This window comes from Rhodococcus sp. 05-2255-1e (genome assembly GCF_002259025.1).
Lineage (GTDB): Bacteria > Actinomycetota > Actinomycetes > Mycobacteriales > Mycobacteriaceae > Rhodococcoides > Rhodococcoides fascians.
The window spans coordinates 353,537-378,199 of sequence record NZ_NOZE01000013.1; the positions used below are offsets into that span (position 1 = coordinate 353,537).

The 24,663-nt window shown below is 66.6% G+C and carries 20 protein-coding genes; 8 read left to right on the top strand and 12 right to left on the bottom strand.

Annotated elements, in window-relative coordinates; translation table 11 throughout:
- Nucleotides 1-11 precede the first annotated feature (11 nt).
- Complete coding sequence (locus CH262_RS11850; protein WP_027496550.1) at nucleotides 12-1,079, bottom strand: potassium channel family protein; 1,068 nt, start codon at nucleotides 1,077-1,079, stop codon at nucleotides 12-14.
- 139 nt (nucleotides 1,080-1,218) lie between these two features.
- On the opposite strand from CH262_RS11850, the gene CH262_RS11855 reads away from it, so the two are divergent.
- Nucleotides 1,219-1,605, top strand: coding sequence for a DoxX family protein (locus CH262_RS11855; protein WP_032370928.1), 387 nt, complete (start codon nucleotides 1,219-1,221; stop codon nucleotides 1,603-1,605).
- On the opposite strand, the gene CH262_RS11860 is transcribed toward CH262_RS11855, so the two are convergent.
- The 4 genes from CH262_RS11860 to CH262_RS11875 all read right to left on the bottom strand — a co-directional run bounded on the left by CH262_RS11860 (nucleotide 1,568) and on the right by CH262_RS11875 (nucleotide 10,122).
- A complete protein-coding gene (locus tag CH262_RS11860; protein WP_094717651.1) occupies nucleotides 1,568-4,981 on the bottom strand; it encodes an ATP-dependent helicase in 3,414 nt (1,137 codons plus the stop codon). The genes CH262_RS11855 and CH262_RS11860 overlap by 38 nt on opposite strands.
- Complete coding sequence (locus tag CH262_RS11865; RefSeq protein ID WP_179274972.1) at nucleotides 4,978-8,295, bottom strand: ATP-dependent helicase; 3,318 nt, start codon at nucleotides 8,293-8,295, stop codon at nucleotides 4,978-4,980. The genes CH262_RS11860 and CH262_RS11865 overlap by 4 nt, the downstream gene beginning before the upstream one ends.
- 64 nt (nucleotides 8,296-8,359) lie before the next feature.
- Nucleotides 8,360-9,004, bottom strand: coding sequence for a response regulator (locus CH262_RS11870; RefSeq protein WP_048320215.1), 645 nt, complete (start codon nucleotides 9,002-9,004; stop codon nucleotides 8,360-8,362).
- Complete coding sequence (locus tag CH262_RS11875) at nucleotides 9,001-10,122, bottom strand: sensor histidine kinase (protein WP_167328709.1); 1,122 nt, start codon at nucleotides 10,120-10,122, stop codon at nucleotides 9,001-9,003. Before CH262_RS11875 ends, CH262_RS11870 begins: the two co-directional genes overlap by 4 nt.
- Before the next feature lie 136 nt (nucleotides 10,123-10,258).
- On the opposite strand from CH262_RS11875, the gene CH262_RS11880 reads away from it, so the two are divergent.
- The 6 genes from CH262_RS11880 to CH262_RS11905 are packed head-to-tail and all read left to right on the top strand — an operon-like array spanning nucleotide 10,259 to nucleotide 15,143.
- On the top strand, nucleotides 10,259-10,990 hold the full coding sequence (locus CH262_RS11880; protein ID WP_094717751.1) for an ABC transporter ATP-binding protein: 732 nt from the start codon (nucleotides 10,259-10,261) through the stop codon (nucleotides 10,988-10,990).
- The gene (locus tag CH262_RS11885; RefSeq protein WP_094717652.1) at nucleotides 10,987-11,763 is read left to right on the top strand and encodes an ABC transporter permease; all 777 of its coding nucleotides are present in this window, start codon (nucleotides 10,987-10,989) and stop codon (nucleotides 11,761-11,763) included. Before CH262_RS11880 ends, CH262_RS11885 begins: the two co-directional genes overlap by 4 nt.
- 23 nt (nucleotides 11,764-11,786) lie before the next feature.
- Nucleotides 11,787-12,563 carry an alpha/beta hydrolase gene (locus tag CH262_RS11890; RefSeq protein WP_032370927.1) on the top strand — a complete coding sequence of 259 codons (777 nt, stop codon included), beginning with the start codon at nucleotides 11,787-11,789 and terminating at the stop codon, nucleotides 12,561-12,563.
- Nucleotides 12,564-12,905 (top strand): MGMT family protein, encoded by a 342-nt coding sequence (locus CH262_RS11895; RefSeq protein WP_094717653.1) that lies wholly within the window; start codon nucleotides 12,564-12,566, stop codon nucleotides 12,903-12,905.
- Nucleotides 12,902-13,348 carry a PaaI family thioesterase gene (locus CH262_RS11900; protein WP_228139195.1) on the top strand — a complete coding sequence of 149 codons (447 nt, stop codon included), beginning with the start codon at nucleotides 12,902-12,904 and terminating at the stop codon, nucleotides 13,346-13,348. Before CH262_RS11895 ends, CH262_RS11900 begins: the two co-directional genes overlap by 4 nt.
- A gap of 13 nt (nucleotides 13,349-13,361) precedes the next feature.
- The gene (locus tag CH262_RS11905; RefSeq protein ID WP_256988765.1) at nucleotides 13,362-15,143 is read left to right on the top strand and encodes an NTP transferase domain-containing protein; all 1,782 of its coding nucleotides are present in this window, start codon (nucleotides 13,362-13,364) and stop codon (nucleotides 15,141-15,143) included.
- Here the strand turns inward: CH262_RS11905 and CH262_RS11910 are convergent.
- The 6 genes from CH262_RS11910 to CH262_RS11935 all read right to left on the bottom strand — a co-directional run bounded on the left by CH262_RS11910 (nucleotide 15,100) and on the right by CH262_RS11935 (nucleotide 22,963).
- Nucleotides 15,100-15,834: a sirohydrochlorin chelatase gene (locus tag CH262_RS11910; RefSeq protein WP_080729270.1), complete on the bottom strand. Its 735-nt coding sequence runs from the start codon at nucleotides 15,832-15,834 to the stop codon at nucleotides 15,100-15,102. The two genes, CH262_RS11905 and CH262_RS11910, sit on opposite strands and share 44 nt — an antisense overlap.
- Nucleotides 15,831-17,012 (bottom strand): uroporphyrinogen-III synthase, encoded by a 1,182-nt coding sequence (locus CH262_RS11915; RefSeq protein ID WP_094717753.1) that lies wholly within the window; start codon nucleotides 17,010-17,012, stop codon nucleotides 15,831-15,833. Before CH262_RS11915 ends, CH262_RS11910 begins: the two co-directional genes overlap by 4 nt.
- A gap of 20 nt (nucleotides 17,013-17,032) precedes the next feature.
- Entirely contained in the window at nucleotides 17,033-17,410 is a 378-nt protein-coding gene (gene nirD, locus CH262_RS11920) for a nitrite reductase small subunit NirD (protein ID WP_027496542.1), read from the bottom strand.
- A 128-nt stretch (nucleotides 17,411-17,538) separates the two neighbouring features.
- Entirely contained in the window at nucleotides 17,539-20,034 is a 2,496-nt protein-coding gene (gene nirB, locus CH262_RS11925) for a nitrite reductase large subunit NirB (RefSeq protein WP_094717754.1), read from the bottom strand.
- 59 nt (nucleotides 20,035-20,093) lie between these two features.
- Nucleotides 20,094-21,497 carry a nitrate/nitrite transporter gene (locus CH262_RS11930; protein WP_027496540.1) on the bottom strand — a complete coding sequence of 468 codons (1,404 nt, stop codon included), beginning with the start codon at nucleotides 21,495-21,497 and terminating at the stop codon, nucleotides 20,094-20,096.
- 224 nt (nucleotides 21,498-21,721) lie between these two features.
- Nucleotides 21,722-22,963, bottom strand: coding sequence for an MFS transporter (locus tag CH262_RS11935; protein ID WP_027496539.1), 1,242 nt, complete (start codon nucleotides 22,961-22,963; stop codon nucleotides 21,722-21,724).
- A 98-nt stretch (nucleotides 22,964-23,061) separates the two neighbouring features.
- On the opposite strand from CH262_RS11935, the gene CH262_RS11940 reads away from it, so the two are divergent.
- Complete coding sequence (locus tag CH262_RS11940; RefSeq protein WP_027496538.1) at nucleotides 23,062-23,754, top strand: FadR/GntR family transcriptional regulator; 693 nt, start codon at nucleotides 23,062-23,064, stop codon at nucleotides 23,752-23,754.
- On the opposite strand, the gene CH262_RS11945 is transcribed toward CH262_RS11940, so the two are convergent.
- Nucleotides 23,744-24,598 (bottom strand): TIGR02569 family protein, encoded by an 855-nt coding sequence (locus tag CH262_RS11945; protein ID WP_027496537.1) that lies wholly within the window; start codon nucleotides 24,596-24,598, stop codon nucleotides 23,744-23,746. The genes CH262_RS11940 and CH262_RS11945 overlap by 11 nt on opposite strands.
- Between the last annotated feature and the right edge of the window lie 65 nt (nucleotides 24,599-24,663).

Genomic DNA, 24,663 nt, shown 5'->3' on the forward strand with positions numbered 1-24,663 from the left:
ACTGGGCCTGCTCAGTCGGCCACGCGACGGATGTACAGCAGTCGGTCGGTTGCCTCGATCGCGTCGACCTCGGGTGATCCGACCCGGAACAGCTTGCCGCCCCGAACCACTCCCAACACGATGTCGGCCAGGTGACGCGGTGAACCGCCCACCTCGTCCCGCTCCACCTCTCGCTCTGCGACGGCGAAGCCTGCCTCCGGGGTGAGAAGATCCTCGATCATCTCCACGACGGACGGTGTGGACGTGGCAATTCCGAGCAGCCGACCCGCCGTCTCGGACGAGACGACCACCGAGTCCGCGCCGGACTGGCGCACCAGGTGTGTGTTCTCGGCCTCTCGGATCGCCGCGACGATCTTGGCCTTCGGAGCGATTTCCCTGGCCGTCAGCGTCACCAGGACCGCCGTGTCGTCGCGATTGGTCGCCACGATGATGGCCGCGGCATGTTGAGCGCCCGTGAGCCGAAGCACATCGGACTTGGTGGCCGAGCCGTGGACGGTGACCAGACCCATCGCCGAGGCCGCGTCGAGCACGGTCTGGTCGGTGTCGACCACGACGATGTCCGAGGCCGACACTCCGTCGCCGAGCATCGCGTCGACTGCGGTTCGGCCCTTGGTGCCGAAACCGATGACCACGGTGTGATTGCGCACGCTGCGTCTCCATCGCTGAATTTTGAATGCCTGCCGAGACCGCTCGGTGAGAACCGACAGCGTGGTGCCGACCAACAGAATGAGGAACAGGACTCGTAAGGGGGTGATGACCAGAATGTTGACCAGCCGCGCAGACGGACTCATCGGCGCGATGTCACCGTATCCGGTGGTCGACAACGACACCGTCGCGTAATAGAACGCGTCGAGGAACGACAGCTCGCCGTTCTGATTGTCGCTGTAGCCGTCGCGATCGAGGTAGACGACGAACGCCGCGAGAAAGAGAATTCCCAACGCCATCAGAACCCGCTTGTAGATCGCGCTCCACGGGCTGGATTCGATTTCCGGAACCCGCAGCACACCTACCAGCGCGAAATCGGGCTTGTCGGTCAACGCGCCGCTGTCCCCCAGGCGCGTGCGCAACCTACCTCCCACGTCGCCCACCGAGGTGCTCACCGAAGTCGAGATCATTCACGGCACGCAGCGTAACCCCATGCCGCGCTTCTGCGTCGACAACCGACCGCTTCGAGCGGACCGGATGGGCGGATGCAGCACCGTGTGGCACGGTGTGTGCATGACACAGAGACCGAGTCAGGCCGCAGCGCTGCGTCTCGCGGGATTGCTCGCCGGCGCCGGAGTACTCCATTTCGTCACTCCCCAATTCTTCGATGCGCAGGTACCGACCGCCCTGCCAGGTTCGGCGCGGACGTACACCCAGGTATCGGGAGTAGCCGAGCTCGCTGTGGCTGCCACGTTGGCCGCACCCCGCACCCGTCGAGTGGGCGGTGCGTTGGCAGCGGGCCTGTTCGTCGCGGTCTTCCCCGCCAACATCAACCTCGCATGGAAGTACGTACGCAGCTCCAAGACGTCACCGGCCTTGAAGGCCGCCATGATCGCTCGTCTCCCCCTACAGATCCCACTGGTCACCGAGGCTCTGAAAGCTCGTCGACTGGCACCGTAGTGTCGACGTCGTCCACGACGGATCGACCTTCGAGCAACGCCGCCAAAGCTGTTGCGTCAGGCAGCTTTTCGGGCGAGATGGTACGGCCGCTGCGGACGTAGTGGAACGCTGCACGGACGCGATCGAGCGGTACCGGCTCGGCACGACCGACGGACATCAGCTCCGCCCACGCCAGCCGGTACGCCGCCAGCTGCATCGCCACCGCCTGTTGCTCGGACGCCGACGGCTCGGCACCCGTCTTCCAGTCGACAACGGTCCAGCCGCCGTCCGGGTCGGCGAACACCGCGTCGATCCGACCGCGCAGCACTGTTCCAGCCACCGACGTCTCGAACGGCACCTCGACCTCCACCGGACTGCGCAGTGCCCAATCGGAGGCCTCGAATGCCCGCTGCAGAGTGTCCAGGTCCACATCGGCAGAAGCACCGGTATCGGCGGAGCCCGGCAATTCGTCGAGATCGAGCAGTCGGGTCGCGCCGAACCGTCGCTCGATCCACGCGTGAAACGCTGTTCCCCGGCGCGCCAACGGATTCGGGGGAAACGGAAGTGGGCGGCGCAGTCGCGAGGCGAGCGCATCCGGATCTGCCGCCAAGTCGACCAGCTGAGTCACCGACAGGTTTTCGGGTAGTGCGACATCGACCCCGGCAACGGCCCGCGCCGAGCGCTCGGCCAGCAAGGTCCGGACGTCGAAGCCCCACTTCTCCGGGTCGTCCTCGTCCTCGTCTTCGTCTTCGTCCGAATCATGGTGGGAGCCGGCCCTGTCGGCCAGTGCCCGCAGAACGTCGGCCGCGCCACTCTCGATCGCGCCTCGCCGCGGCCCGAGCGGATCTCGCGGCCAGGATGCCGTATGCGGCTCGGCCCCCAACGGGTTGACGGCTCCGGCTTCGGGGGCCGGTGCCCACTGCTCGACCACCGCGACGGCGTCCTCGGCCGTCGAGGTGTACCGGTGGAGCTCGTCGAGAAACTCGGACGGGCCACGAGGCTTCGTGGACGTCTCGTCCCACTGATGCGCCGAGACCAGCAGCACCCGTTCGGTTCTGGTGAGTGCAACGTAGAACAGTCGACGATCCTCCGCGAGCCGACGCCGAGCGAGTGCATCCTTGTGCCGCTTGACGGCGTCCTCGAGGTCCTTTCGGTTGTAGAGGTCCTCGAGCTCGAGTACCGGTACCCCCTCGGAACCTTCACCGTCGAGAGCGCGGTCGCCGCGCAGGGACGGCGGCAGTTCGGCCATCGCCCCGAGCCAGGTCGACGAGGCGTTCGAGGACGGGAACACTCCGGTCGCCACGTGCGGTACGGCCACGACCTCCCATTCGAGGCCCTTCGCCGAATGCACCGTCAGCACCTGTACTCGATGCGGGGCGACCTCGACCTCGCCCGGAGCCAACCCGTCCTCGACAGTCTCTGCCGCCGCGAGGAACGACAGGAATCCGGTGACCGTGGCCGTTGGATTGTCGGCGTAATCGGCCACCACATGGGCGAATTCGTCGAGATGCTCGCGCCCGACTGCACCATCGACACCGAACGGTGTCCGCGCCTGCGCTTCGACGCCGATGCCCATGATGCGTTCGATGTCGGCGACCAGTTCCGTCAGCGGCTGCCCGATTCGGTCGCGCAACAGATGTAGTTCTCCGGCGAGCGCAGTGATGCGTCGGTGCCCGGCCTCCGAATATCGTTCGGCCGAACCTGGATCGGCGATGGCGTCGGCCAGACCGGCCTGCTCCGACTGTTCCCCCGGCAGGGCACTTCCGAGCGCGGCGTCGAGCGCCTGTGGGTCGTCGACACGGCCCGCGGTGCCGTAGCCGCCCCGAATCTCGAGCTCCTTGGCGCGCTGAGCGAGCGCCCGCAGATCGGCGGCCCCGATCTGCCATCGGGAGCCCGTGAGGATGCGCATGGCCGAGCTGCCCGCAGTCGGATCGGCCACCAGACGCAGCATCGCGGTGATGTCGGCGACCTCCGGCACATGCAGCAATCCGCCGAGCCCGACCACCTCGACGGGTAGGCCACGGCTACGCAGCACCTCGGCGATCGGCTCGGCATCGGCGTTGCGCCGCACGAGTACCGCGGCACTGGGCGGAGGCCGGTCCAGTTCGAGGGCGTCGCGGTAGTGCTCGGCTATTCGGTCGGCGATCCATTCCCGTTCGTCGAGGACGGTGTCGGTGACGGCCAGCCGTACATCGCCCGGCACCGCGCCCGGCCGGGCCCGCAGGGTCGGCACCGGTACACCGACGCGGCGCAGGGGGTCGGTGATCAGATTGGCGAGAGCGAGTGCCTCGGGCGGGTTGCGCCAGCTGGTGAGGAGTTCGAGCCGCGGTGCCGGACTGCCGTCCGCCTGCGGGAAATCGGTGGCGAACCGCGGCAGGTTCGCCGCCGACGCCCCTCGCCACCCGTAGATCGACTGCATCGGATCGCCCACGGCTGTCAGCGCCAGGGTGGCATCGCTACCGGATCCGAACAGTGAGGACAGCAGCACCCGCTGGGCATGACCGGTGTCCTGGTATTCGTCGAGCAGAACGAGCCGAAAGCGTTGCCGCTCTGCGATTCCCACTTCGCGATGTTCGGCCGCGACCCGCGCCGCCATCGACATCTGCGAACCGAAATCCAGTGCCCCTTCGTGCCGAAGCGTCTGCGCGAGTCGTTCCACCAACGGCAGCAACGTGATTCGTTGATGTTGGGCATCGAGGATGTTGAGCAGCTCCTTGGTCGGCCCACCACGTTGACGCGGACCGGGGCCGAGTGTGTGCACCAATTTCTCGAGTTCCACGTGCGCCTCGCGCAGCTGGTCGGGGTCCACCAGATGCTCGGCCAGCTGACCGGAGAGGGCGAGTACCGCCTCGGTCACCGACGTGGGATTTCGGTCGGTGTCGAGATCGCCGTCCCACGTGCTGACCACACGATGCGCGAGCTGCCACAGTTCGGTCTCCGACAGCAGCGTCGCGGAGGGCTCGATGGGCAGCAACAGGCCGTGCTCGGTGAGCAGTCGCCCGGCATACGAGTGGTAGGTGCTCACCTCCGGCTCGGCGGCGAGAATCCGTTCGCGCAGTGCCAGACTCGGATCCAGCGCGCGCACCAGATCCGACCCGGCGAGCCGCGCCAGCCGAGCGCGGATTCGGGACGTCAGTTGCTGCGCAGCCTTGCGGGTGAAGGTCAGTCCGAGTACCTGATCCGGATCGACGAACCCGTTGGCCACCATCCACACCACTCGCGCGGCCATCGTCTCGGTCTTCCCAGCCCCTGCGCCTGCCACGACGAGCGTCGGACCGGGTGGGGCGGCGATCACCGCCGCCTGCTCGTCGGTGGGTGGGTGCTTCTGCCCGAGGGCGCGGGACAGTTCGACGGGTGAGACCCGCACGGTTGCGCTGCGCGTCGCCGAGGCGGTCACTGCTCGGTCACCTGCCGTCCTGTCTCGTGGGCCGGGCAACTGGATTTGACGGGGCAATGTCTGCACCCGTCGTTGACTCTGGCTTCGAAGACGGGACCCTGCGTCGCCGAGGCCGCCCGGTGGACGGTGTCTCGCCATTCCTCGAGTTTCTCCGGTGTCGGCACCTCCTGGATCCGCTGCGTTGCGCCGTCCTTGTTGTGCGGTTTGGCCACGAACACCAACCGGGCACCCCCGGGTTCGCCCGCGGGCTCTCCCTCGATTGCGCCCGCGGCAGCGGCGACCTGATACGTAGCCAATTGATGGTGATTGCGCGCGTCTTCCTTGGACATCACCGTTTTGGCCGTCTTGACGTCGATGACGACCGGGCGGCCGTCCGGATCGTGTTCGAGCCGATCGATCCGGCCGCGCAGGGCGACCGCAGGCTCGTCCTCGGATCGGGCGGCCAGAATGCCGTCGACCTGTACCTCGACGCCCGCCTCGGTGAGCTCGCCTCGGGTGCCCTGCAGCCAATTCTCGAACGTGTCGAGCATCGCCCCGGTTCGATCGAGCTCGTGACGCGAGAACCACTGTGATCCGAGATCGACTGCATCCCACGCCGTCTCGAGTGCCCGCCTGAGCTGGTCCGGTGGAATCCGGCCTGCCACCGCCTGCACCAGAGTGTGCACGAGGGTTCCGGTGACGGCGTGAGTGTTGGTGCCGTCGTTTCCTCCGTGACGTTCGAGCATCCAGCGCAGCGGGCACGTGGTGAGCTGTTCCACCGTCGATGGCGAGAGCGGGACCGGCCCATCGCCGAGGTGCCACAGGGGCTCGCTGGTGCTGAGGCCCGCAATTCCGAACCACTCGTCGGGATGTGCGCCTCGGACGCCGGCCTCGGCGAGTGTGGCCAGGTGCCGCGCGGCGCGCGCTCGCTTGTCCGGATCATGTTCGGCGACAACGGGATCACAGACGACCCCGCGAAGCTCGGCGACCAACATCGGTAATGCCAACACCCGGTGCGGGGTCGGCGGCTCGGAACCTTCGGGCAGCGGGACGGGATCTGCGTCGCCGTCGACTCCCCGGAGTTCGTCGACGAATCGGGAGCGGACCAGATCGGTATCGCCCGTGCTCGAGTCCACGGCGGTGACGAGCAGAGTGGAGCGCGCGCGACTGCACGCCACGAGGAAGAGCTTGCGTTCCTCGGCGAGTAGCGGTGCAGCTTTCGACAGTCGTCCGTCGAGGGCCGCAGCCGCGTCGACCTTGCCGGACACCAGATCGACGAGCGTGTCGGTTCCGAGGAGGCTGCCGCGCGCTCGCAGACCCGGCCACAGCCCCTCCTGAACCCCGGCGACCGCCACCAGTTCCCATTCGCGACCGGCTGCCGAGTGCGCGCTGAGCAGCGTCACCGCATCGGCCGGCGCAGTCGAACGATTCGAGCTCGAGGTAGGAATCTGTTGCTGCGCAATGTAATCGAGGAATCCACCCAGCTGCGCGCGCGGCAGCCTGTCGACGTAGGCCGCCGCGGCGTCGAAGAGTGCGACCACCGCGTCGAGGTCTCGATCGGCCTGAGCACCCGCGGACCCACCCCACGCGGACGCGGCGGCCCAACGCCGCTCGAGTCCGGACGCCTGCCACGCAGCCCACAGCACGTCCTCGACTCCGCGGCCCTCCCGAGCCACCGCTCGCGCCTTACGAACGACGCTCAGTGCTCGTCGCAGCGGTGCCGCTTCCACGTCCGACAGACCAGTGATCCACCCGAACTTCTCTCGCGTCTCGCCGGTGAGAACGACTCTGAGCAGTTCGGCCGAATCGCGCTCGCCGCCCGAGACCAGTTCGAGTCTGCGGACACCTCGGCGCAGCCGCCGCAGACCTACCGGATCGGCACCCCCGATCGGGCCGGATAGCAGAGCCAGCGCATCTTCTCCGTCGAACGACGGGTCGGAGATCGCCCGCAGCACCAGCAGCAAGCCCACCGCTCCGTGCTGGCGATGCAACGGCAACTCCGAAGCCGGGGTGATCATGGGGACACCGGCCGCGTGCAGAGCACGACGCAGCGGCGCGACGGTACGCGGGACCGACCGCACGACGATCGCCATCTCGGACCAGGGCATTCCGTCGATCAGGTGCGCGCGTCGCATGGCGTCGGAGATGATCGCGGCTTCCTTGGCAGGCGAAGACACGACGTGTACCCGGGCCTCCGGCTCGCCGAACCGAGCCGTGGCCACCGGCTCGGGACTGCGGTGCCGACCGAGCCCGGGCAGTCGCCCCGCCACGATGTCGGTCAGTTCCGCCACTGCAGGCACCGATCGAAAGTTCCGCGTCAGGACCACCCGTCGAGGCGAGTCCGCATCGAGCAGATCGGCCACGAACGTGGGATCCGCTCCACGGAACGTGAAGACGGATTGATCGGGGTCCCCGGCGATCACGGTCGATTCGGTATCGGTGCCGATCAACCGAATCAGCTGCGCAGCTTGCGGATCGAGGTGCTGTGCATCGTCGACGACGAGGTGCCGGATGCGGGCGCGCTCACTGCGCAGCAGATCCGGGTCGGTGGCGAACGCCATCAGTGCGCTGCCGATGAGCTCGGCCGCGTCGAGGCCCGGTGCCGTGGCCCCTGCGGCTTCGACGCCGACTGCGCCGCGCAGCAACATGGCTTGTTCGTATCGAGCCGCGAATTTGCCGACGGCGATCCATTCGGGTCTGCCGTGCGTGCGGCCCAGCTTGACCAGATCCTCGGGTCCGATTCCGCGTTCTGCGGATCGGAGCATCATGTCTCGCACCGCGGTGACGAATCCTGCGGTACCGAGAGCCGGGCGCAATCGATCCGGCCAGTCGGTTGCGCCGTCCTCGATGTCGCCCCGCAGCATCTCGCGGACCACCGCGTCCTGCTCGGCACCGGTCAGCAGTCGAGGAGGCGGATTACCGTAGAGGGAGGCCTGCAACCTGAGTACCGCGAACGCATAGGAGTGCACCGTACGTACCAGCGGTTCGCGCGTGGCGCGCAGCGCGTGATCGCCGCTGAACAGACCGGCGGTGATCTGCTCGCGGAGCGTGATGGACGCGCGCTTCGACTGAGTGAGCACCAGGACCGATTCCGGATCGCCGGACACGATTCGGGAGACTGCGTAGTCGGCCACGAGCGCTGTCTTTCCCGAGCCGGGCCCGCCGAGCACCTGCCAGGGGTTCCATCGGGGGGCGCCCTGAGCCGCCTCCGCCGCCGAATCGGGAGTCCACGCCAGCAACCGGGCAGCGGAATCGGTCCACCGGCGGGCCGGCTGCGCCACCCTGGGTGCACGGACGAGGGTGACCGTCGCGCCGTGTCTGCCGTCCGTGCTCATGCGGGACATGCAATCACGACCCACCGACACACCCAATTGCGCCATGACAAGAATGCGTTCTAAATCAGTCGAGCAACCCGCCGCTCAGCGCACGCAGAACCGCGCTGGTGCGATCTCTGGCCCCGAGTTTGAGAATCGCCGACGACACGTGGTTCTTCACGGTCCCCTCGGCCAGATGCAACGCGTCGGCTATTGCTCTATTGGTGTATCCACTTGCCACCAGGCGCAGTACGTCGATCTCGCGGGCCGTGAGTGTTTCGGCGATCACGACGTCGCTCGGGCCGTGCTTGCCGGTCCGAAAAGCGTCCAGCAGTCTCTCTGTGATGGCAGGTTGTGCCAAGGTTCGCCCGGCCGCGAGTTCGCGTACGGCACCACCGAGCCGCTCGAAGGTCACGTCCTTGAGCAGATAGCCCTTCGCACCCGCACGCAGCGCCCCGAGTACCAACTCGTCGTCGTCGAACGTCGTCAGAACCAAGACCGGGACCCGTATTTCCCTGTCCTGCAATACCCGAAGCGTCCACAGGCCGTCGAAGCGCGGCATGCGTAGATCGAGCAACACCACATCTGGAGCATCGAGTTCGATCGACGCGACCGCAGCGGCACCGTTGTCCGCCTCACCGGTCACCTCGATGTCGGGATCCAGTTCGAGCAGGCTGCGGATACCCTGCCGAACCAGAGTGTGGTCGTCGACGATCAAGACCGTGATCACGGGGCAGGCACCGTCGCGTGGACCGTGAATCCGCGATCGACCGAAAAGGTGACCGTACCGCCCAGTCCTTCGATGCGCTCTCGGATTCCCTGCAGCCCGTGCCCCGGCTCGAAGTCGGCCGACGCCCGGCCGTCGTCGCGCACCGAGACCGATAGCGCACCGGTCGAATCCGCGCGTAACTCGATCCACATCTCATCGGCATTCGCATGGCGAATGGTGTTGGTGATCATCTCCTGCACGCAGCGGACCACCGCCACCGCCCGAGCTTCGTCGACCCTGATCTCGGGGTCGACCGTAAGATGCACGACCGGTTCGGGCAGCTGCGCAACCAGACGATCGAGCGACTCCCCCAGCACCGGAGTCCTGCTGCGCACTTCGCCGACGGTCGACCGAACGTCGCCGAGCAGGTCACGTGCGATGGATCGGGCGCGAACGACATGCTCGCGCCCAGGCTCGGAGACCTGATGGGACGCCACCTCGAGCTCGAGGCTCAGTGCGGTGAGCTGGTGACCGAGCACATCGTGCAGCTCGCGCGCGATGCGCAATCGCTCGTCGGCACGGGAGGAATCGTTCAACAACGCACTGGCGGTGCGGAGTTCGGCGTGCGCGACCGCAAGTTCCCGGCGCAACCGAGCCTGTCGCAGCTGTGCGGTCACCGACAACGCGCTGGCCACCTGCAGCGCTCCGTAGATCGACATTATCAGCGCGATTTCCGAGATCCGTCCACCCCGAATCGCAACCGACACCCCCACACAGCAGGTGTAGACCGCAACAATGACCGCCACCGACGAGCCGGACACCCGATACACGGCGAACGTCGAGGTGAACACCAACAGAATGGGCAACCAACCTGCAGTCGGGGCGGTCAGCACGAGAACCGGTGCCAGCATCACCTGGGTGGCGAAGCTCGCGCGGACGAGACGATCCGGCAGCCGGTCTTCCCACCACATGCCCGCGGTCTGCACGAGCAGGAAGGCTGCGAACAGCGCAGCCCAGGCCCAACGCGGAACCGAGAGACCGTCGGCGATCGACCGATCGAAGACGACGAGAGCGCCCATCGCGACCGCGAGCGCGGACACGAACGCACCGGCCAGAACGTCGGGTCCGAGGCGTCTCATTCTGTCGACCCTATCGCCCGCTCCACCCGCACGCCCCTGCCGAAAGTCACGATCCCCTTCGGTGACGATCGGCACCTGTGCGCAGGCCATGGCGGATCTAGCGTCGAGATCGACACGATCGAGAAGGGAACATCGGATGGCAGCGATAGACGTTCGAGGCATCACCCAGCGTTATCGAGAGCGCACCGCCGTGGCAGGCGTCAGCCTCTCGGTCCGCGAAGGCGAGACGCACGGCCTGCTCGGGCGCAACGGCGCCGGTAAGACGACCCTGGTCGAAACCATTGCGGGCCTTCGTAAGCCGAGCTCCGGTGCCGTGCGAGTTCTGGGACTCGACCCCTTGACCGACCGCAATCGAGTACGCGCGGTTCTGGGAGTACAGCTGCAGTCCAACGACCTTCACACCGCGCTCACCGTTGAGGAACTGGTCGATCTGTTCGCCTCCTTCTACCGTCGACCCGCCGATCGAGACGCTCTCGTCCGCGCGGTGGGCCTGCACGAGCACCGCCGGGTGCGGTACGAGCGGTTGTCCGGAGGCCAGCAACAACGGTTGTCGGTGGTCCTCGCACTGATCGGCTCCCCTCGGGTTGTCATGCTCGACGAGCTCACCACCGGACTCGACCCGGATGCACGACGCACCGTGTGGCGACTGATCGAGAACCTCCGCGCAGACGGTGTCACCATCCTGCTGGTCAGCCATCACATGGACGAAGTACACCGCCTGTGCGATCGCATCACCGTCCTCGATCGAGGGGCCGTCGCGGCCACCGGCACACCGGAGTCTCTGATCGCCGATGCCGGCCTCGGAGGCGACCACCGGGCCACCCTCGAGGACGCATTCCTGAAGCTGACCGAACGGAGGACGGCATGACCGCATGCGACATCCACGCTGCGCCTCGTCCAGGCCTGCGCGCCACCGGCGCACTCGTCGGGGCCGAAATGCGCATGGTCACCCGGGACACGGCCGGCCTGATCGTCCCCATCGCCCTCCCGGTTCTCGTACTGGTAATGAACGGATCCGGTACGTCGGCCGAAACCGTCGGGCCGGGCGCAATCACAGCATTCGATCGGTTCGTCCTGCCGCTTGCCCTGACCATGATCGTCGCCGTCATCGGAATCGTGAACATGCCGAGCTTTCTTGCGCTTTATCGGAAGTCCGGCGTGCTGAAGAGGCTGTCGACGACACCGATCGGGCCGACGCAGGTGCTGGCTGCGCAGGTGATCACCAGCGCAGTGCAAGCGACACTCGGAATCGGTATCGCTTTGTCCACTGCGGCCCTGCTGTTCGGAATCACTCCCCCGCACAACCCGGTCCTGGTTGCGGCAATTCTGGTGCTGGGTGCAGCGGCGATGTACTCGCTGGGGATCGTGGTGGCGGCCGTCGCACCCACAGCGAACTCTGCCGTCGCGATCGGCCTCACCCTGTTCTTGATACTCGGTGCCGGCGGCGGACTGTTCGGCCCCGTCGCAGACCTGCCCGGTCCGCTGATCGCCGTCGGAGAGCTTCTTCCCTTCGGTGCCACCGTTACTGCGCTGGGGTCTGCCTGGGCCGGAACCCCGATCGACATAGCCGGACCGATCGGGCTGGGGGCCACCGTGGTCGTCGGAACCGCGTGTGCAATCCGGTTGTTTCGTTGGTCCTGAGCAGATGCGGCATAGTGGTTCACGTGCCCGAGTTGAATCTGCATACGTTCGGACCCGCAGACGGTCCCGAAATCCTCGCCGTTCACGGTGTGACCGGCCACGGTGCCCGTTGGTGGGACCTCGCCGAGAATCACCTGCCCGAGGCCCGCATTCTGGCTCCCGATCTGATCGGCCACGGCCGTTCTCCGTCCGTTCCACCGTGGGACATCGACGCTCAGGTCACCGCACTGAAGGCCGTGCTCGACGCCCATGCGCGCGGTCCGGTCGTCGTGCTCGGACATTCGTACGGCGGCGCGTTGGCCGTGCATCTCGCACAGCGGTTCCCGGAGGTGGTGCGCGCGCTGGTGCTGCTCGATCCTGCGATTGCCTTACCGCCGGAGGAGCTGCTCGAGGTCGCCGAGGCCACTGCGAAGTCCCCCGATTACACCGACGCCGACGAGGCGCGTTCGGAGAAGATCCACGGCGCGTGGGCCGACGTGCCCACCGAATTGCTCGACCGCGAGGTCGCCGATCACCTGGTCCCCGCCGACGGCGGGAAGGTCGCGTGGCGAATGTCGATTCCGGCCATCGTTGCGACGTGGGGCGAGCTCGCTCGTCCGATCGTGGTGCCCGCCGAGAGCGTCCCGACCATCGTGGTGCGGGCCATGCGCGTCGAACCTCCTTATGTGACCGAAGAATTCGTGTCCGCGCTCCGAGACAAGCTCGGAGAGAACCTGCGCACCGTCGAACTCGACTGCGATCACATGGTCGGCCAGGCCAAGCCGGCCGACGTGGCCGAGCTGGTGCGATCCCTGCTGTAGATGGCTCCGATCACCGAGGCGCAGGTGGAGCGGGTGCGCGCGTTGGTCGCGTCGATTCCCGTCGGTTCCGTTGCCACCTACGGGGACATCGCGGCGGCGGCCGACCTGTCCAGCCCCCGCATCGTCGGGTGGATCATGCGGACCGACTCCGCCGATCTGCCGTGGCACCGTGTCCTGGGTGCAAGCGGAAAGCCTGCGGCGCATCTGGCGACGAGACAACTCGAGACGCTGCGCGGAGAAGGTGTCGAGATCCGCGACGGGCGAGTGTCGCTGAAGTCCGTTCGCTTCGACTTCGGGGCGCTCCCCCAGCATCCGACGTCGACCACTAATCTCGAAGGATGAACATCGGAGATCGGCTCGGGCAGTTCGATCCACGCCCTACGGCGAAGTTCGCCCTGTCCAAGGCGAGCACTTTCGTCGCCGCGGCCGGCCTGGTGATCGACGAGGTCTCGGGCACGCGGGTAGCGGGGCACATCGAGTTGACCGAGGAACATTTCACGCCCTGGGGCGTCGTGCACGGTGGGGTCTATACCAGCGCTGTGGAAAGCGCCGCGAGCATCGGTGCGAGTGAGGCGGTCAAGGATCGCGGCGAGTTCGCGGTCGGAGTGCACAACGGAACCGATTTCCTGCGCGCCAGCAAAGGCGGACGGGTGGATGTTCTCGCGGAACCGTTGCAGCAGGGCCGCGTTCAGCAACTCTGGCTGGTCACGATCACCGCGACCGACAGCGGTAAGACCATCGCGCGCGGCCAGGTTCGACTGCAGAACGTGCCGCTGCCGACGTGATGGGATCGCACCGGTGAGCGGCTCGTCGACCGAGCCGATCTGCGACGCCATCGTGCTCGCGGGTGGTCGCGGATCGCGAATGGCAGGCCTTGCCGGCTCGCCATCTGCAGAAGTCGACAAGCCCGCGCTCACCGTCGGCGGACGACGACTGGTCGACATTGCAGTGTCGGCCGTCTCGGACTGTCGCCGAACGGTACTGGTGGGCCCCACACGCGACGCAGTACCGGGTTCGGTCGTGCAGACCCGAGAGTCCCCCGCCGGCGGCGGCCCGGTGGCAGCTCTGGCCGCCGGACTCGAAACACTGGACGGCACAGCCGATCTGGTGGCAGTCGTCGCGTCGGACATACCGCTGCTGAATGCTTCTGCGGTGCAGTCTCTGATCGATCACTTCGACCGAGTCGAGACCGACGCAGTGTTCGCGGCCGACGCCACCGGCCGCACCCAGTTCCTGCTCGGAGTCTGGCGCTACAGCGCGCTGCGCTCGGCGGTGGCGGCGCTCGATACCGTCGAGGGTGCCCCGATGCGCGCACTCGTACCGAACGAGCACCGCGTCGTCACGGTTGCCGATATCGAGGACTGCGACACCCCTGCCGATCTGGTCGCCGCGCGCGCCGCAGCCTCGTCGAGATCGGAGGACGTACTCGACATCGACGCCGCGCACGAACGAATTCGACAGCGAGTAGCCGCCCTCCAGGTTCATCGAATTCCGTTGCAGGACACGGCTGGGACCGTGCTCGCGCAACCGTTGGTGGCGGCAACGGCACTGCCTGCGGTCGACATCTCCGCGATGGACGGATTTGCCGTGAGCGGACCCCCTCCGTGGACGCTGAGGCCCGATATCGCCTACGCCGGGACGTCCGGCATCGCCCGACTCGCCGACGGCAGCGCAGTACGCATCGCGACCGGCGCAGCGCTTCCTCCCGGTGCCACTGCGGTCGTTCGCGACGAACACGCGGTCACGACACCGGCCGGCGTGGTGGAACGCGCACCGACGGCGACGTCGACCGACGACACGCGTCGCCGCGGCGAGGACTGGCTTCCCGGAACGGAGTTGGTTGCCTCGGGTACCGCAATCGACACTGCTGTTCGGTCACTCGCCGCGAGCGCGGAGGTGACCGAACTCGATGTGCGGGGACCGGTTCGCGCACGAATTGTCATCAGCGGAAACGAGATTCGGGTATCGGGTCCGCTGGCACCCGGGGAGACCAGGGATGTACTCGGATCGGCGCTGCCGGAGTATCTGGCGCACTGTGGAATCGCCGTCGTGGACGCACTGCTGCTCGACGACACGGCGACCGCGTTCGCCGACCTCTTGGGAAGTACCGAAAACATCGACCTCGTGGTCGTGGTCGGAGCCACCGGAGGAGGTGCCGCCGATCAGCTACGCTCCACGCTCGCCGCCCTCGGTGCCGAAACCGTGGTCGGGCGAGTGCGCGTGCGTCCCGGCGGATCCCAGATCACCGCGACCCTGCCCGACGGTACGGTTGTCCTCGGCCTCCCCGGCAATCCGCTCGCGGCAGTGAGCACGGCGCTGCTGACCGCACCGGCGATCGTCGACGCGCTCACCGCTCGCATTCCGCGTTCACCGCGAACGGGGTTGTTGTCCAATGCATCCGAGGTTCGAGCCCCGATCCCTCGAATCGTTCCCGTGGTGGCCGACGGTACCCGCTGGCGAGCCGACGTCAAGGTCCGGACAGCTCATCTGGCGCACCTCGTCGGCCGTGATGCTCTCGCCGTGATACCCGCCGACGTCAGCGACGACGAGCCGGTGACAATTCTTCCGTTGCCGTACTGAATTCCGAACCGGCCAGCAGCCGAACACCCTCGTGGTACCGCTCGACGACGAGATCGACGATGGCCGGATGCACCCCGAGCGGCGCACCGACGCCGTCGGCTCCCACGTCGGCCAACCGATTGTGGAAGAGCCCACGAGCCAGCAGATAGCTCGCCACGAACACTCGATCGTGCCCGGCTTCCCGCAGCCCGGACACCGCCTGCGCGACGGTCGGCGTACTGGTGGCCACGTATCCGATCTTCACCGGTGTCCGAGCCGCGTCCGCGAGCATGGCTGCCGCGATCCGATGTTCCTGCAACGCACGAGGATCGGACGATCCTGCGGCCGCGAGCACGATGCTCTGGCCGGCTCGCCAGCCGGCGTCCCGGAGCCGATCGACCATCACTCGTGCGAGCACCGGGTCCGGCCCGAGGGCACGGGTGACGGCGACCGACGAGTGCGCACTGTCCGTGATCTCGCGCGGCACGTCGGTGTGGACGTGATAACCCGATGCCAGAAATGCCGGAACGACGACCGCCGATTCCGGAGTGTCGCGCAGTACCTCGGACGGGGACGGCCCCAGCACGTCGACGAAGGCGACACGCGTAGTACCGATCTGCTTCGAGACGGCGTCGGCGAGCGCGGCGACCATCTCCACACCGCGCGGGTTTCGAGTGCCGTGTGCGACCAACACCAAGGTGGGTTCCATCAGTACTTACTCCCCTCGCTCACGGCAACAACCCCCGTGGGTTCGTGTGCATCACAGTCGGATTCGGTCTCTATATAGTCCAACGCGATACGGTAGCCGCGTTTGACCACGGTCTGGATCGCCTTGGGTGCCCCCAGTGAGGAACGGAGTCGGGTCATGGCGGTCTCCACCGCGTGGGTATCGCCACCCCCTCCGGGCAACGAGGCCAACAGGTCTTCACGGGAGACCACGCGCCCCGGATTACGACTCAACGTCTTCATCAGCGCCATCCCGGCCGGGGACACGGGCCGCACCTCCCCGTCGACCACCACACACCGTCCCCGAACACTGACCACATGCCCGCCTGCGTGCAGGCGACCGGTTCTCCTGGGCAGCTCCTCGGCGATGTGACGGGCGAGCGCGCCGAGCCGCGCACGCGCAGGCGCAGTGGTGGCAACCGACAGCTGTTCGAGCGGGGCTGCGGTGACCGGTCCGACGCACACCGGAAGCACCCGCGAACGCATCGACTGCAGCAGAGGCTCGAGTACGCCGTTCTCGTCGGCACGCATCAGCATGGACGCAACCGCCGGTGCCGAGGTGAAGCTGATGGCGTCCAGATCACCGACGACGACCGACTCGATCATGCGATCCATCGGGCTCTGGTCGTCGGGCGCCGTCCAGCGGTAGACGGGCACCGGCACCACTTCGGCTCCGGCGCAACGCAGTACCTCGCAGAAATCCGGAACCGGCTCCCATTCGGTGGTCGCGCCGTGCAGTTGTACCGCTATGCGTTTGCCCTCGACGCCCTCGGCGAGCAGATGTTCGAGCACTTCGGCGGACGACTCGGAGGCAGGCGACCATTCTTCACGTAGATCCGCCGCTCGAATGGCACCGGTGGCCTTGGGACCACGCGCCAACAGTCGCGACGCACCCAGAGCACGACCGAGTTCTTCGGCTCGCCCCCAACCGTCGGCGGCCTCGATCCAGCCACGAAAACCGATTCCCGTGGTGGCGACGGTGATCTCGGGTGGTGCAGCGATGATCGCCGCGGTGACGCGTTCCAACTCTGCGTCGTCGGCGAGCGGGATGATCCTGATCGCAGGCGCGTGCATCACACTGGCCCCACGCCGCTCGAGCAAAGTCGCGAACTCCTCGGCGCGACGCGACGCCGTCACCCCGACGGTGAACCCGGCCAGAGGCATGTTCGCCCCGGCATTTTCGGTCACGTAGATCCGCCGCGGACGAGCACGACACCCTCGACCGTGGCGACCTCGAACGAGCCGAGCGAGACCTCCGCATCGTCGAGGCAACGTCCGTCGACGAGAGAGAAGACCTGCTTGAGCAGCGGAGACGCGACGGTGGGCTCGCCGCCGCGGTCGCCGACCAGACCACGTGACATCACTGCAGCGCGGCCGTAGGGATCGATGTTGCCGACCGCGAACAGTCGTCCGTCGTCGAGCAAGAACAGTGCCGCCTGGGTGCCACCGCGCAGCAGCACCGCCACCCCGCGACCAGGGATGAGAGCGTCGAGGGTGCAGGCCGGGGTCCAGTCTCGCGAAAGATCGTTCGGTACCGAAGTATGTGAATCGATGACAGTCATGGCGTACCTCCTGGTCAGCTATTTGACGCTGCCCGTGTTTCTTGGCCGTTAAGCGGCGATTACCCACCTGTGCACATGCGCTCAGGTTCGTGACCTGTCGGTTGTCAGGAACCCGTCACTCGAGCACGTCACGCTCCGATGCGCGGCATCCCCATCAGCACGGGCACCTTGCGTGCGCCGGACTCGTCGAACGCGATGGTCGGATCGGCCTCGGCCGGAGCGTTGACGAAGGACACGAACCGGCCGAGCTTCTCCTCGTCCTCGAGCACCCCTGCCCATTCGTCCTTGTAGCCGGCGACGTGGCGTGCCATGTCGGCCTCGAGTTCTGCGCCGATGCCCAGGCTGTCCTCGCAGACGACGGCTTTGAGGTGGTCCAATCCCCCATCGAGCGATTCCAGCCACGGTGCGGTGCGTTGCAGGCGGTCCGCGGTGCGGACGTAGAACATCAGATAGCGGTCGATGTAGCTGACGAGTGTGGCGTCGTCGAGGTTGGACGCGAGCAACTGGGCGTGCTTGGGCGACTGGCCACCGTTGCCGCCGACGTAGAGATTCCAGCCGCCTTCGGTGGCAATGATGCCGACGTCCTTGCCGCGGGCTTCGGCGCACTCACGTGCGCAACCCGACACTCCGAACTTGATCTTGTGCGGCGAACGCAGTCCGCGGTACCGGTTCTCGAGGTCGACGGCCATCCCCACCGAGTCCTGAACACCGTAGCGGCACCAGCTGGACCCGACGCAGCTCTTGACCGTACGCAGCGACTTTCCGTACGCCTGACCCGATTCCATGCCTGCGTCGACGAGCCGCTTCCAGATTTCGGGAAGCTGCTCGACGCGGGCACCGAACATGTCGATGCGTTGCCCGCCGGTCACCTTGGTGTACAGCCCGAAGTCCCGGGCGACCTCACCGATGACGATCAACTGCTCGGGCGTGCACTCCCCTCCCGGCATCCGAGGCACCACCGAATAGGTGCCGTTCTTCTGGATGTTGGCCAGGAAGTGGTCGTTGGTGTCCTGCAACGACGCCAGTTCACCGTCGAGAATGTGATCCGACGAGGTGGACGCGAGAATCGAGGCCACGACGGGCTTGCAGATGTCGCAGCCGGCACCCGATCCGTACTTGGCGATCAACGACGAGAAAGTTCGGGTGTTCGTCGCCCGTACGATCTCGAACAGCTCGGCCCTCGACTGAGAGAAGTGCTCGCACAACGACTTCGACAGCACCACTCCCGATGCCGCCAGCAGCGATTTGATCGACGGCAAGCATCCTCCACAGGTGGTGCCTGCCGTGGTGCAGCTCTTCACCGCGGCCAGATCGCACGCACCGTCGGAGATGGCCGAGCAGATCGCACCCTTCGTCACACCGTTGCACGAGCAGATCTCGGCGTCGTCGGGAAGCGCTCCGATGCCGACCTGCTCGGCCGCCGGAGAGATCAACGAACCCGGATCGCCCGGCAATTCGCGTCCGACGAGCGGCCGGAGCAACGAGTACGCCGATGCGTCGCCGACGAGGATGCCGCCGAGCAACGTCTTGGCGTCGTCGGTGACGACGAGCTTGGCGTAGGTGCCCTTGGGTGCGTCGCTGAAGACCACCTCGAGCGCACCCGGAGTTGCGGCCATCGCGTCACCGAAGCTCGCCACATCGACGCCCATGAGCTTGAGCTTGGTCGACATGTCCGCTCCGGGGAACTCCGCTGCGCCGCCGAGCAATCGGTCGGCCACCACCTCGGCCGTCGAGTATCCGGGCGCGACGAGTCCGTAGCATCGGCCTTCGACCGCGGCACATTCGCCGATGGCGTAGACGTCGGGATCGGATGTGGTGCAGCCGATGTCGACCAGAATACCGCCGCGCTCGCCGACGTCGAGGCCGCTCTCGCGAGCCAGCCGGTCCTGCGGTCGTACACCCGCGGAGAACACCAGCAGCGCCGCGTCGATCGTATCCCCGTTGCTCAGCTCGACCGTCAATCCGGCGCTGTCGTTCTCGGTGATCGACGACGTGCCCACTCCCACATGCACGTTCAATCCGAGATCGGTGACGAGGCGGGCCAGCAGCGCACCGCCGCCTTCGTCCACCTGAAGCGGCATCAATCGCGGCGCGAACTCGATGACGTGCGGCGTCATGCCCATCTTCTTCAACGCGTTCGCCGCTTCGAGGCCGAGCAGGCCGCCACCGACGACCACGCCCACGGCTCCCGGTCCAGCGGCGTCGGCGCGTGCACGGATCCTGTCCAGGTCGTCGAGGGTGCGGTAGACGAAGCACGCGGGCAGGTCGTGTCCGGCGATCGGCGGGACGAACGGGTAGGAGCCGGTGGCGAGGACCAGCGCGTCGTAGTCCACGGTGTCGCCGGCCGAGGTGACGACGGTTCGATGGTCACGGTCGACGCGCTCGGCCCGCACCCCGGTACGCATGTCGACCAGGGAGTCGCCCGGATAGTCGTTGCCCGCCAACGCAAGTTCCTTGTGGTCCCAGGCACCGACGTAGGACGACAGACCCACCCGGTCGTACGCCGGCAGAGCCTCCTCGCACAGGATCGTGATCTTCCACTCGGCACCCTCGTCGCGCGCCCGCAGCGCCTCGACGAATCTGTGCCCTACCATTCCGTGCCCTACCACTACCGCGTTCTTCATTGCGGGTCCTTCCGATTTCGTTGCCGTGCAGAGTGTTTCGAGTGCGCCTGCACCGAGCGTCAGACGGCTACCGGAGCGTCGGCGTCGGCGGAGTCGGTCCTGCGCAGGTAGATCGCCCACGTGACGATCGCGCAGACCACGTAGAAGCCGAGGAACACCCAGAACGCTGTGGTTGCCGACTTCGCACTACCGGAGTACGACGCCCGCAGCACCAAGTTGATGGCGACACCGCCGAGTGCGCCGATGGCACCGGCGATCCCGATGAGAGCGCCGGACATCTTGCGGGACCAGTGCTGTTGTTCCTCGACCGTCATGCCCTGCAGTGCAACCGATTTCGCAGCGAAGATCGCGGGAATCATCTTGTACACCGACCCGTTGCCGAGGCCCGAGAGCAAGAAGAGTGCGATGAATCCGATGACGAAGAGGACCATCACAGTGCCGCTGGCCGCCCCGGGCGTCGAGTCGTCCCAGGTGCTGGCCGCTACCAGAATTCCGGTGGAGAACGTCATGGCCACGAACGTGTACAGGGTGATCTTTCCGCCGCCGATCTTGTCGGCGAGCTTGCCGCCGAACGGACGCGACAGCGACCCCAGCAGTGGCCCGAGGAACGCGATCTGTGCAGCGTGCAGCGAGGCCTGGGCCTGCTGAGCCGCCGTGGCGGGTGCCCCGTCGGTCAATCCGGCCAGGAAGTTGATCTGGAGTACCTGCCCGAATGCGAAGCTGAAGCCGATGAACGATCCGAACGTGCCGATGTAGAGGAAGGCGATCCACCATGCGTCGGAGAACTTCAACACGTCGATCATGGAGCGGCCGTTGGTCTTCTGGTTGTCGAGGTTGTCCATGTACAGCGCGGCACCGACGGCGGCGATCGCGATGAACACCAGGTACACGGCGCAGACGATCTCGGGTGCGGTGTTGCCGATGGTAGCGATGACCAGCAGACCGATGAGCTGGATGACCGGTACGCCGATGTTGCCTCCGCCGGCGTTCAGTCCGAGGGCCCAACCCTTTTCGCGCTGCGGATAGAAGGCGTTGATGTTCGTCATCGACGAGGCGAAGTTACCGCCGCCGACTCCGGCGAACGCCGCCACGATGATGTACGTGGTGTACGAGGCCGGGTTCAACATGAAGTACATCGTCAACAGCGTGGGAATCAACAACACCAGAGCGCTGAAGATGGTCCAGTTGCGCCCGCCGAATTTCGCCGTGGCGAACGTGTACGGAATGCGCAGGACAGCACCGACGAGAGTGGGGACTGCCACCAGGAAGAATTTGCCCGCGGCATCGATGCCGTAAACCGACAACGGCATGAACAACACCATCACCGACCAGATCGACCAGATCGAGAAGCCGACGTGTTCGGCGACGACCGACCAGATCAGGTTTCGTTTGGCGATCTGCTTACCGCCGCCTTCCCACGCCTGCACGTCCTCGGAATTCCAATGCGCGATTCGGTGATTCACCGAGACGGGAACGGTTCCGGGCGGAACGGGTGCGGTGGCAGCAGAGCCGGTTTCGGCTGAAGCGCTGCGAGAAAGGCTGGTCACGTATGGCCTCCTGGTTCGGTGAGTGACACCAAGATAGGAAAGCCATGTTGCAGCGGCGCTGCGTGCGGTGACCCGCTGATTAACTCGTTCTCACCCGCTCGTCGACGCGTACGTGAGATCGAACGCGTCGACGAGCCGAGTCACCAGGAGTCTTCGAGCATCCGAGGTCGACAGCACAGATAGCCGCCGACCAGCAGAATCACAACGCATCCGGTGAGCAGCGTCAGCGGCAATCCCCAACCGCCGGACACGGTGTGCAGGAAGCCGAACAGAATCGGGCCGGTGGCCGACACCACGTAGCCCAGCCCCTGGGTGAAGCCCGAGAGCGAGGATGAGCCCACCGCGGTGCGGGTCCTGAGATTGATCAGCGTCAGCGACATCGGAAAGGTCATCGTGCCGAGGCCGATCAGGCACACCCAGATCACCGTTCCGGCGGCAGGCGAGAAGTGCAAGCCGGAGAACCCACAGAGGTAGCACACCGCGGCGACCAGGACGAGGCCGAACGGATTGCGCAGTTTTGCGCAGAGGGTCGGCGTGGCCAGCGACGTGACCAGGCCCATCGCTCCGAACGCGGCGACCGAGGCTCCGGCCAACCCCTCGCCGATACCCGAGTCGATCAACAGCGTCGGCAGCCACGTCAACATCGAATACGTGATCAGCGACGTCATCGCGAACATCATCACCATTCCCCACGCGAGCGAGGATCGATGGATGCGGCCGCCGGATCGGGTGTGCACGGCCGCCGAACCGGCCTCGGCAGAGACGTCCTTCTCGTCGCGACCACGTCGGGCGATCACGACACCGAGCCACGGCAATGCTGCGGCAACACCGACGATCGCCCAGACCCCGATGGAGAGCCGCCACCCGTGGGCATCGGCGACCGGAACCGCGAGCAGCGGCGGAATCATGGTGCTGATCTGGAGTGCACAGATGTAGATGGTGCTGACCACTGCGAGTCGATCCGAGAAGTACCGCTTGACCAGAGGTGGAATGACGACGTTTCCGATACCCATGCCGGCGAGGGCGATCGCGGACAGCGCCAGCAACGACGCCGTGTTCGGCGCGAATGCCCGGGTGGCCATCCCGATCGTGGTCAACGCCATGGCGAGCAGGGCGGCGCGCTCGAGACCGGTGCGCTTGGCGAGAAGCGGTGTCGCCAACCCGAACACGGCGAACATCGCCGGCGGCAGCATCCCGACGACGCCGATGACGGCATCCCCGAACTGCAGATCCGTTGCGATCCTGCCGAACAGAGGGCTGATGGACGTCACGGCGGCGCGCAGCGTCAGCGCAGAAAGAACGATGGCGGCGAACACCAGCAGTCGGCCGCGAACGAGTGATGTACCGGTCTGGGTGGTCTCGGAAACGGTAGGCGCACTCACCGCGTAATCATAGGATGACCGGATCATCGGGTGCAACGCAGTATCATCGTCGGCGCAGCACCCCGAGCACTGCACCGCCCCCAGAACGAGGAGCCTCCGTGCGCCAGGTCCACCGATCGAGCCTGATCACCCAGGTCACTGCAGCCCTGCGCGACGAGATCACGTCGAAACGATGGCCGGTCGGCAGCAGAATTCCCACCGAACCGGAGCTGTGCGAGATGACCGGCACCGGGCGAAACACGGTTCGTGAGGCCGTTCAGGCACTCGTCCACGCCGGCATGGTCGAGCGACGGCAGGGGTCGGGAACGTTCGTCATGACCTGCTCGGACCTCGGCGGCACCCTGGGCAAGTACTTCTCGGACGCCCGTTATCGCGACGTCACCGAGCTCCGGGAAACTCTCGAGGTGACCGCAGCAGCATTGGCTGCGGATCGACGCGACGAGCACGACATCCGAGAGATGAACGACGCCCTCGAGAACCGCAATGTCGCCTGGTCGAGCGGCGACGTGCCGTTGGCCGACGCCGTACGAATCGACGCGCGCCTGCATCGGAGCATCGTCGCCGCCAGCCACAACGCGATCTACCTGGAGTTCTACGACTCGTTGCTACCGGTGATCCACGAGACGATCAGAGAACACGCCACTGCTCACGACGACGACTACGTCGCCGAGCACACAGCCCTCGTCGACGCGATCGTGGACGGTGATTCGGCCCGGGCAATCGCCTCCGCCCGGTCGCTGTTCCGCGAACTCTCCGCCCCTCCGGGCCACGCGCCCGAACCTACAGAATGAGACGCACCAGATCTGCCGTGCGCGCGAGGCCGGGAAATGCCTCCGACGTCGACCGCGGATGAAGTGCGTGCACAGCCAGACGAAACATCAACGCGCGCAACAGCATCTGCGGCCATTCCGGTAGATCGTCCCACCGGCCCACCAGACCGTCGTCGGCGTCTCCCCACGAGAGCGCGTCCACCACGGCGACGCCGGCAGCCCACGACGCCGGACGCCAGTACGGGGTGATATCGCTGATCCCCGGAGCATCGCTGCCGGAGAACAACACCGTCCCGAACAGGTCGCCGTGTACCAATTGGTCCGGCGATTCGACGGGCTTACGCAGTGTCGCAAGCTGTTTGACCAATTCGAGGCTGCTCTTGCCGTCACTCGACGACGGCTCCGGCGCACCCGCACCGCGAGCGGTCCGTAGCGGAACGGCCTCCCAGGCGGCCCGGTCGGCCGCGACGAACACGTCGACGTCGGCCCACGGGGCGACGGGTGGCTGCACCAAGAAGCGGGGACGTTCCAACTGCGCGGTCGCTGCGTGCAACCGCATGGACAACGAGACCACTTCGTCGTGGCGAGGCTCGGGTTCGCCCGCGACGAACGTATCTGCACGCCAACCGGACACGACGTATCGACCATCGGTCGAGCGCACCGGTCGAGCGAGGCGAACACCGTCCACAGTCAGTGTTTCTCGCACCTTCGCAGACCAGGCTGCGCGAGCATGATCGGCGACGGGCGAGAGCACGACGTCACCCAGACGCCACCCTCCGTCCCAGTCCGCACCCAGTGGCGCAGGCTCGACATCGCGCAGCCCGAACGTAGAGATCACGTGCTGAGGAGGTTCGACAGAGCTCACGAACGCCACGGTACCGCCGATCGGGCAGAGCTCTGCGGACGACGCGCGCATGCGGCCCTGCCGCC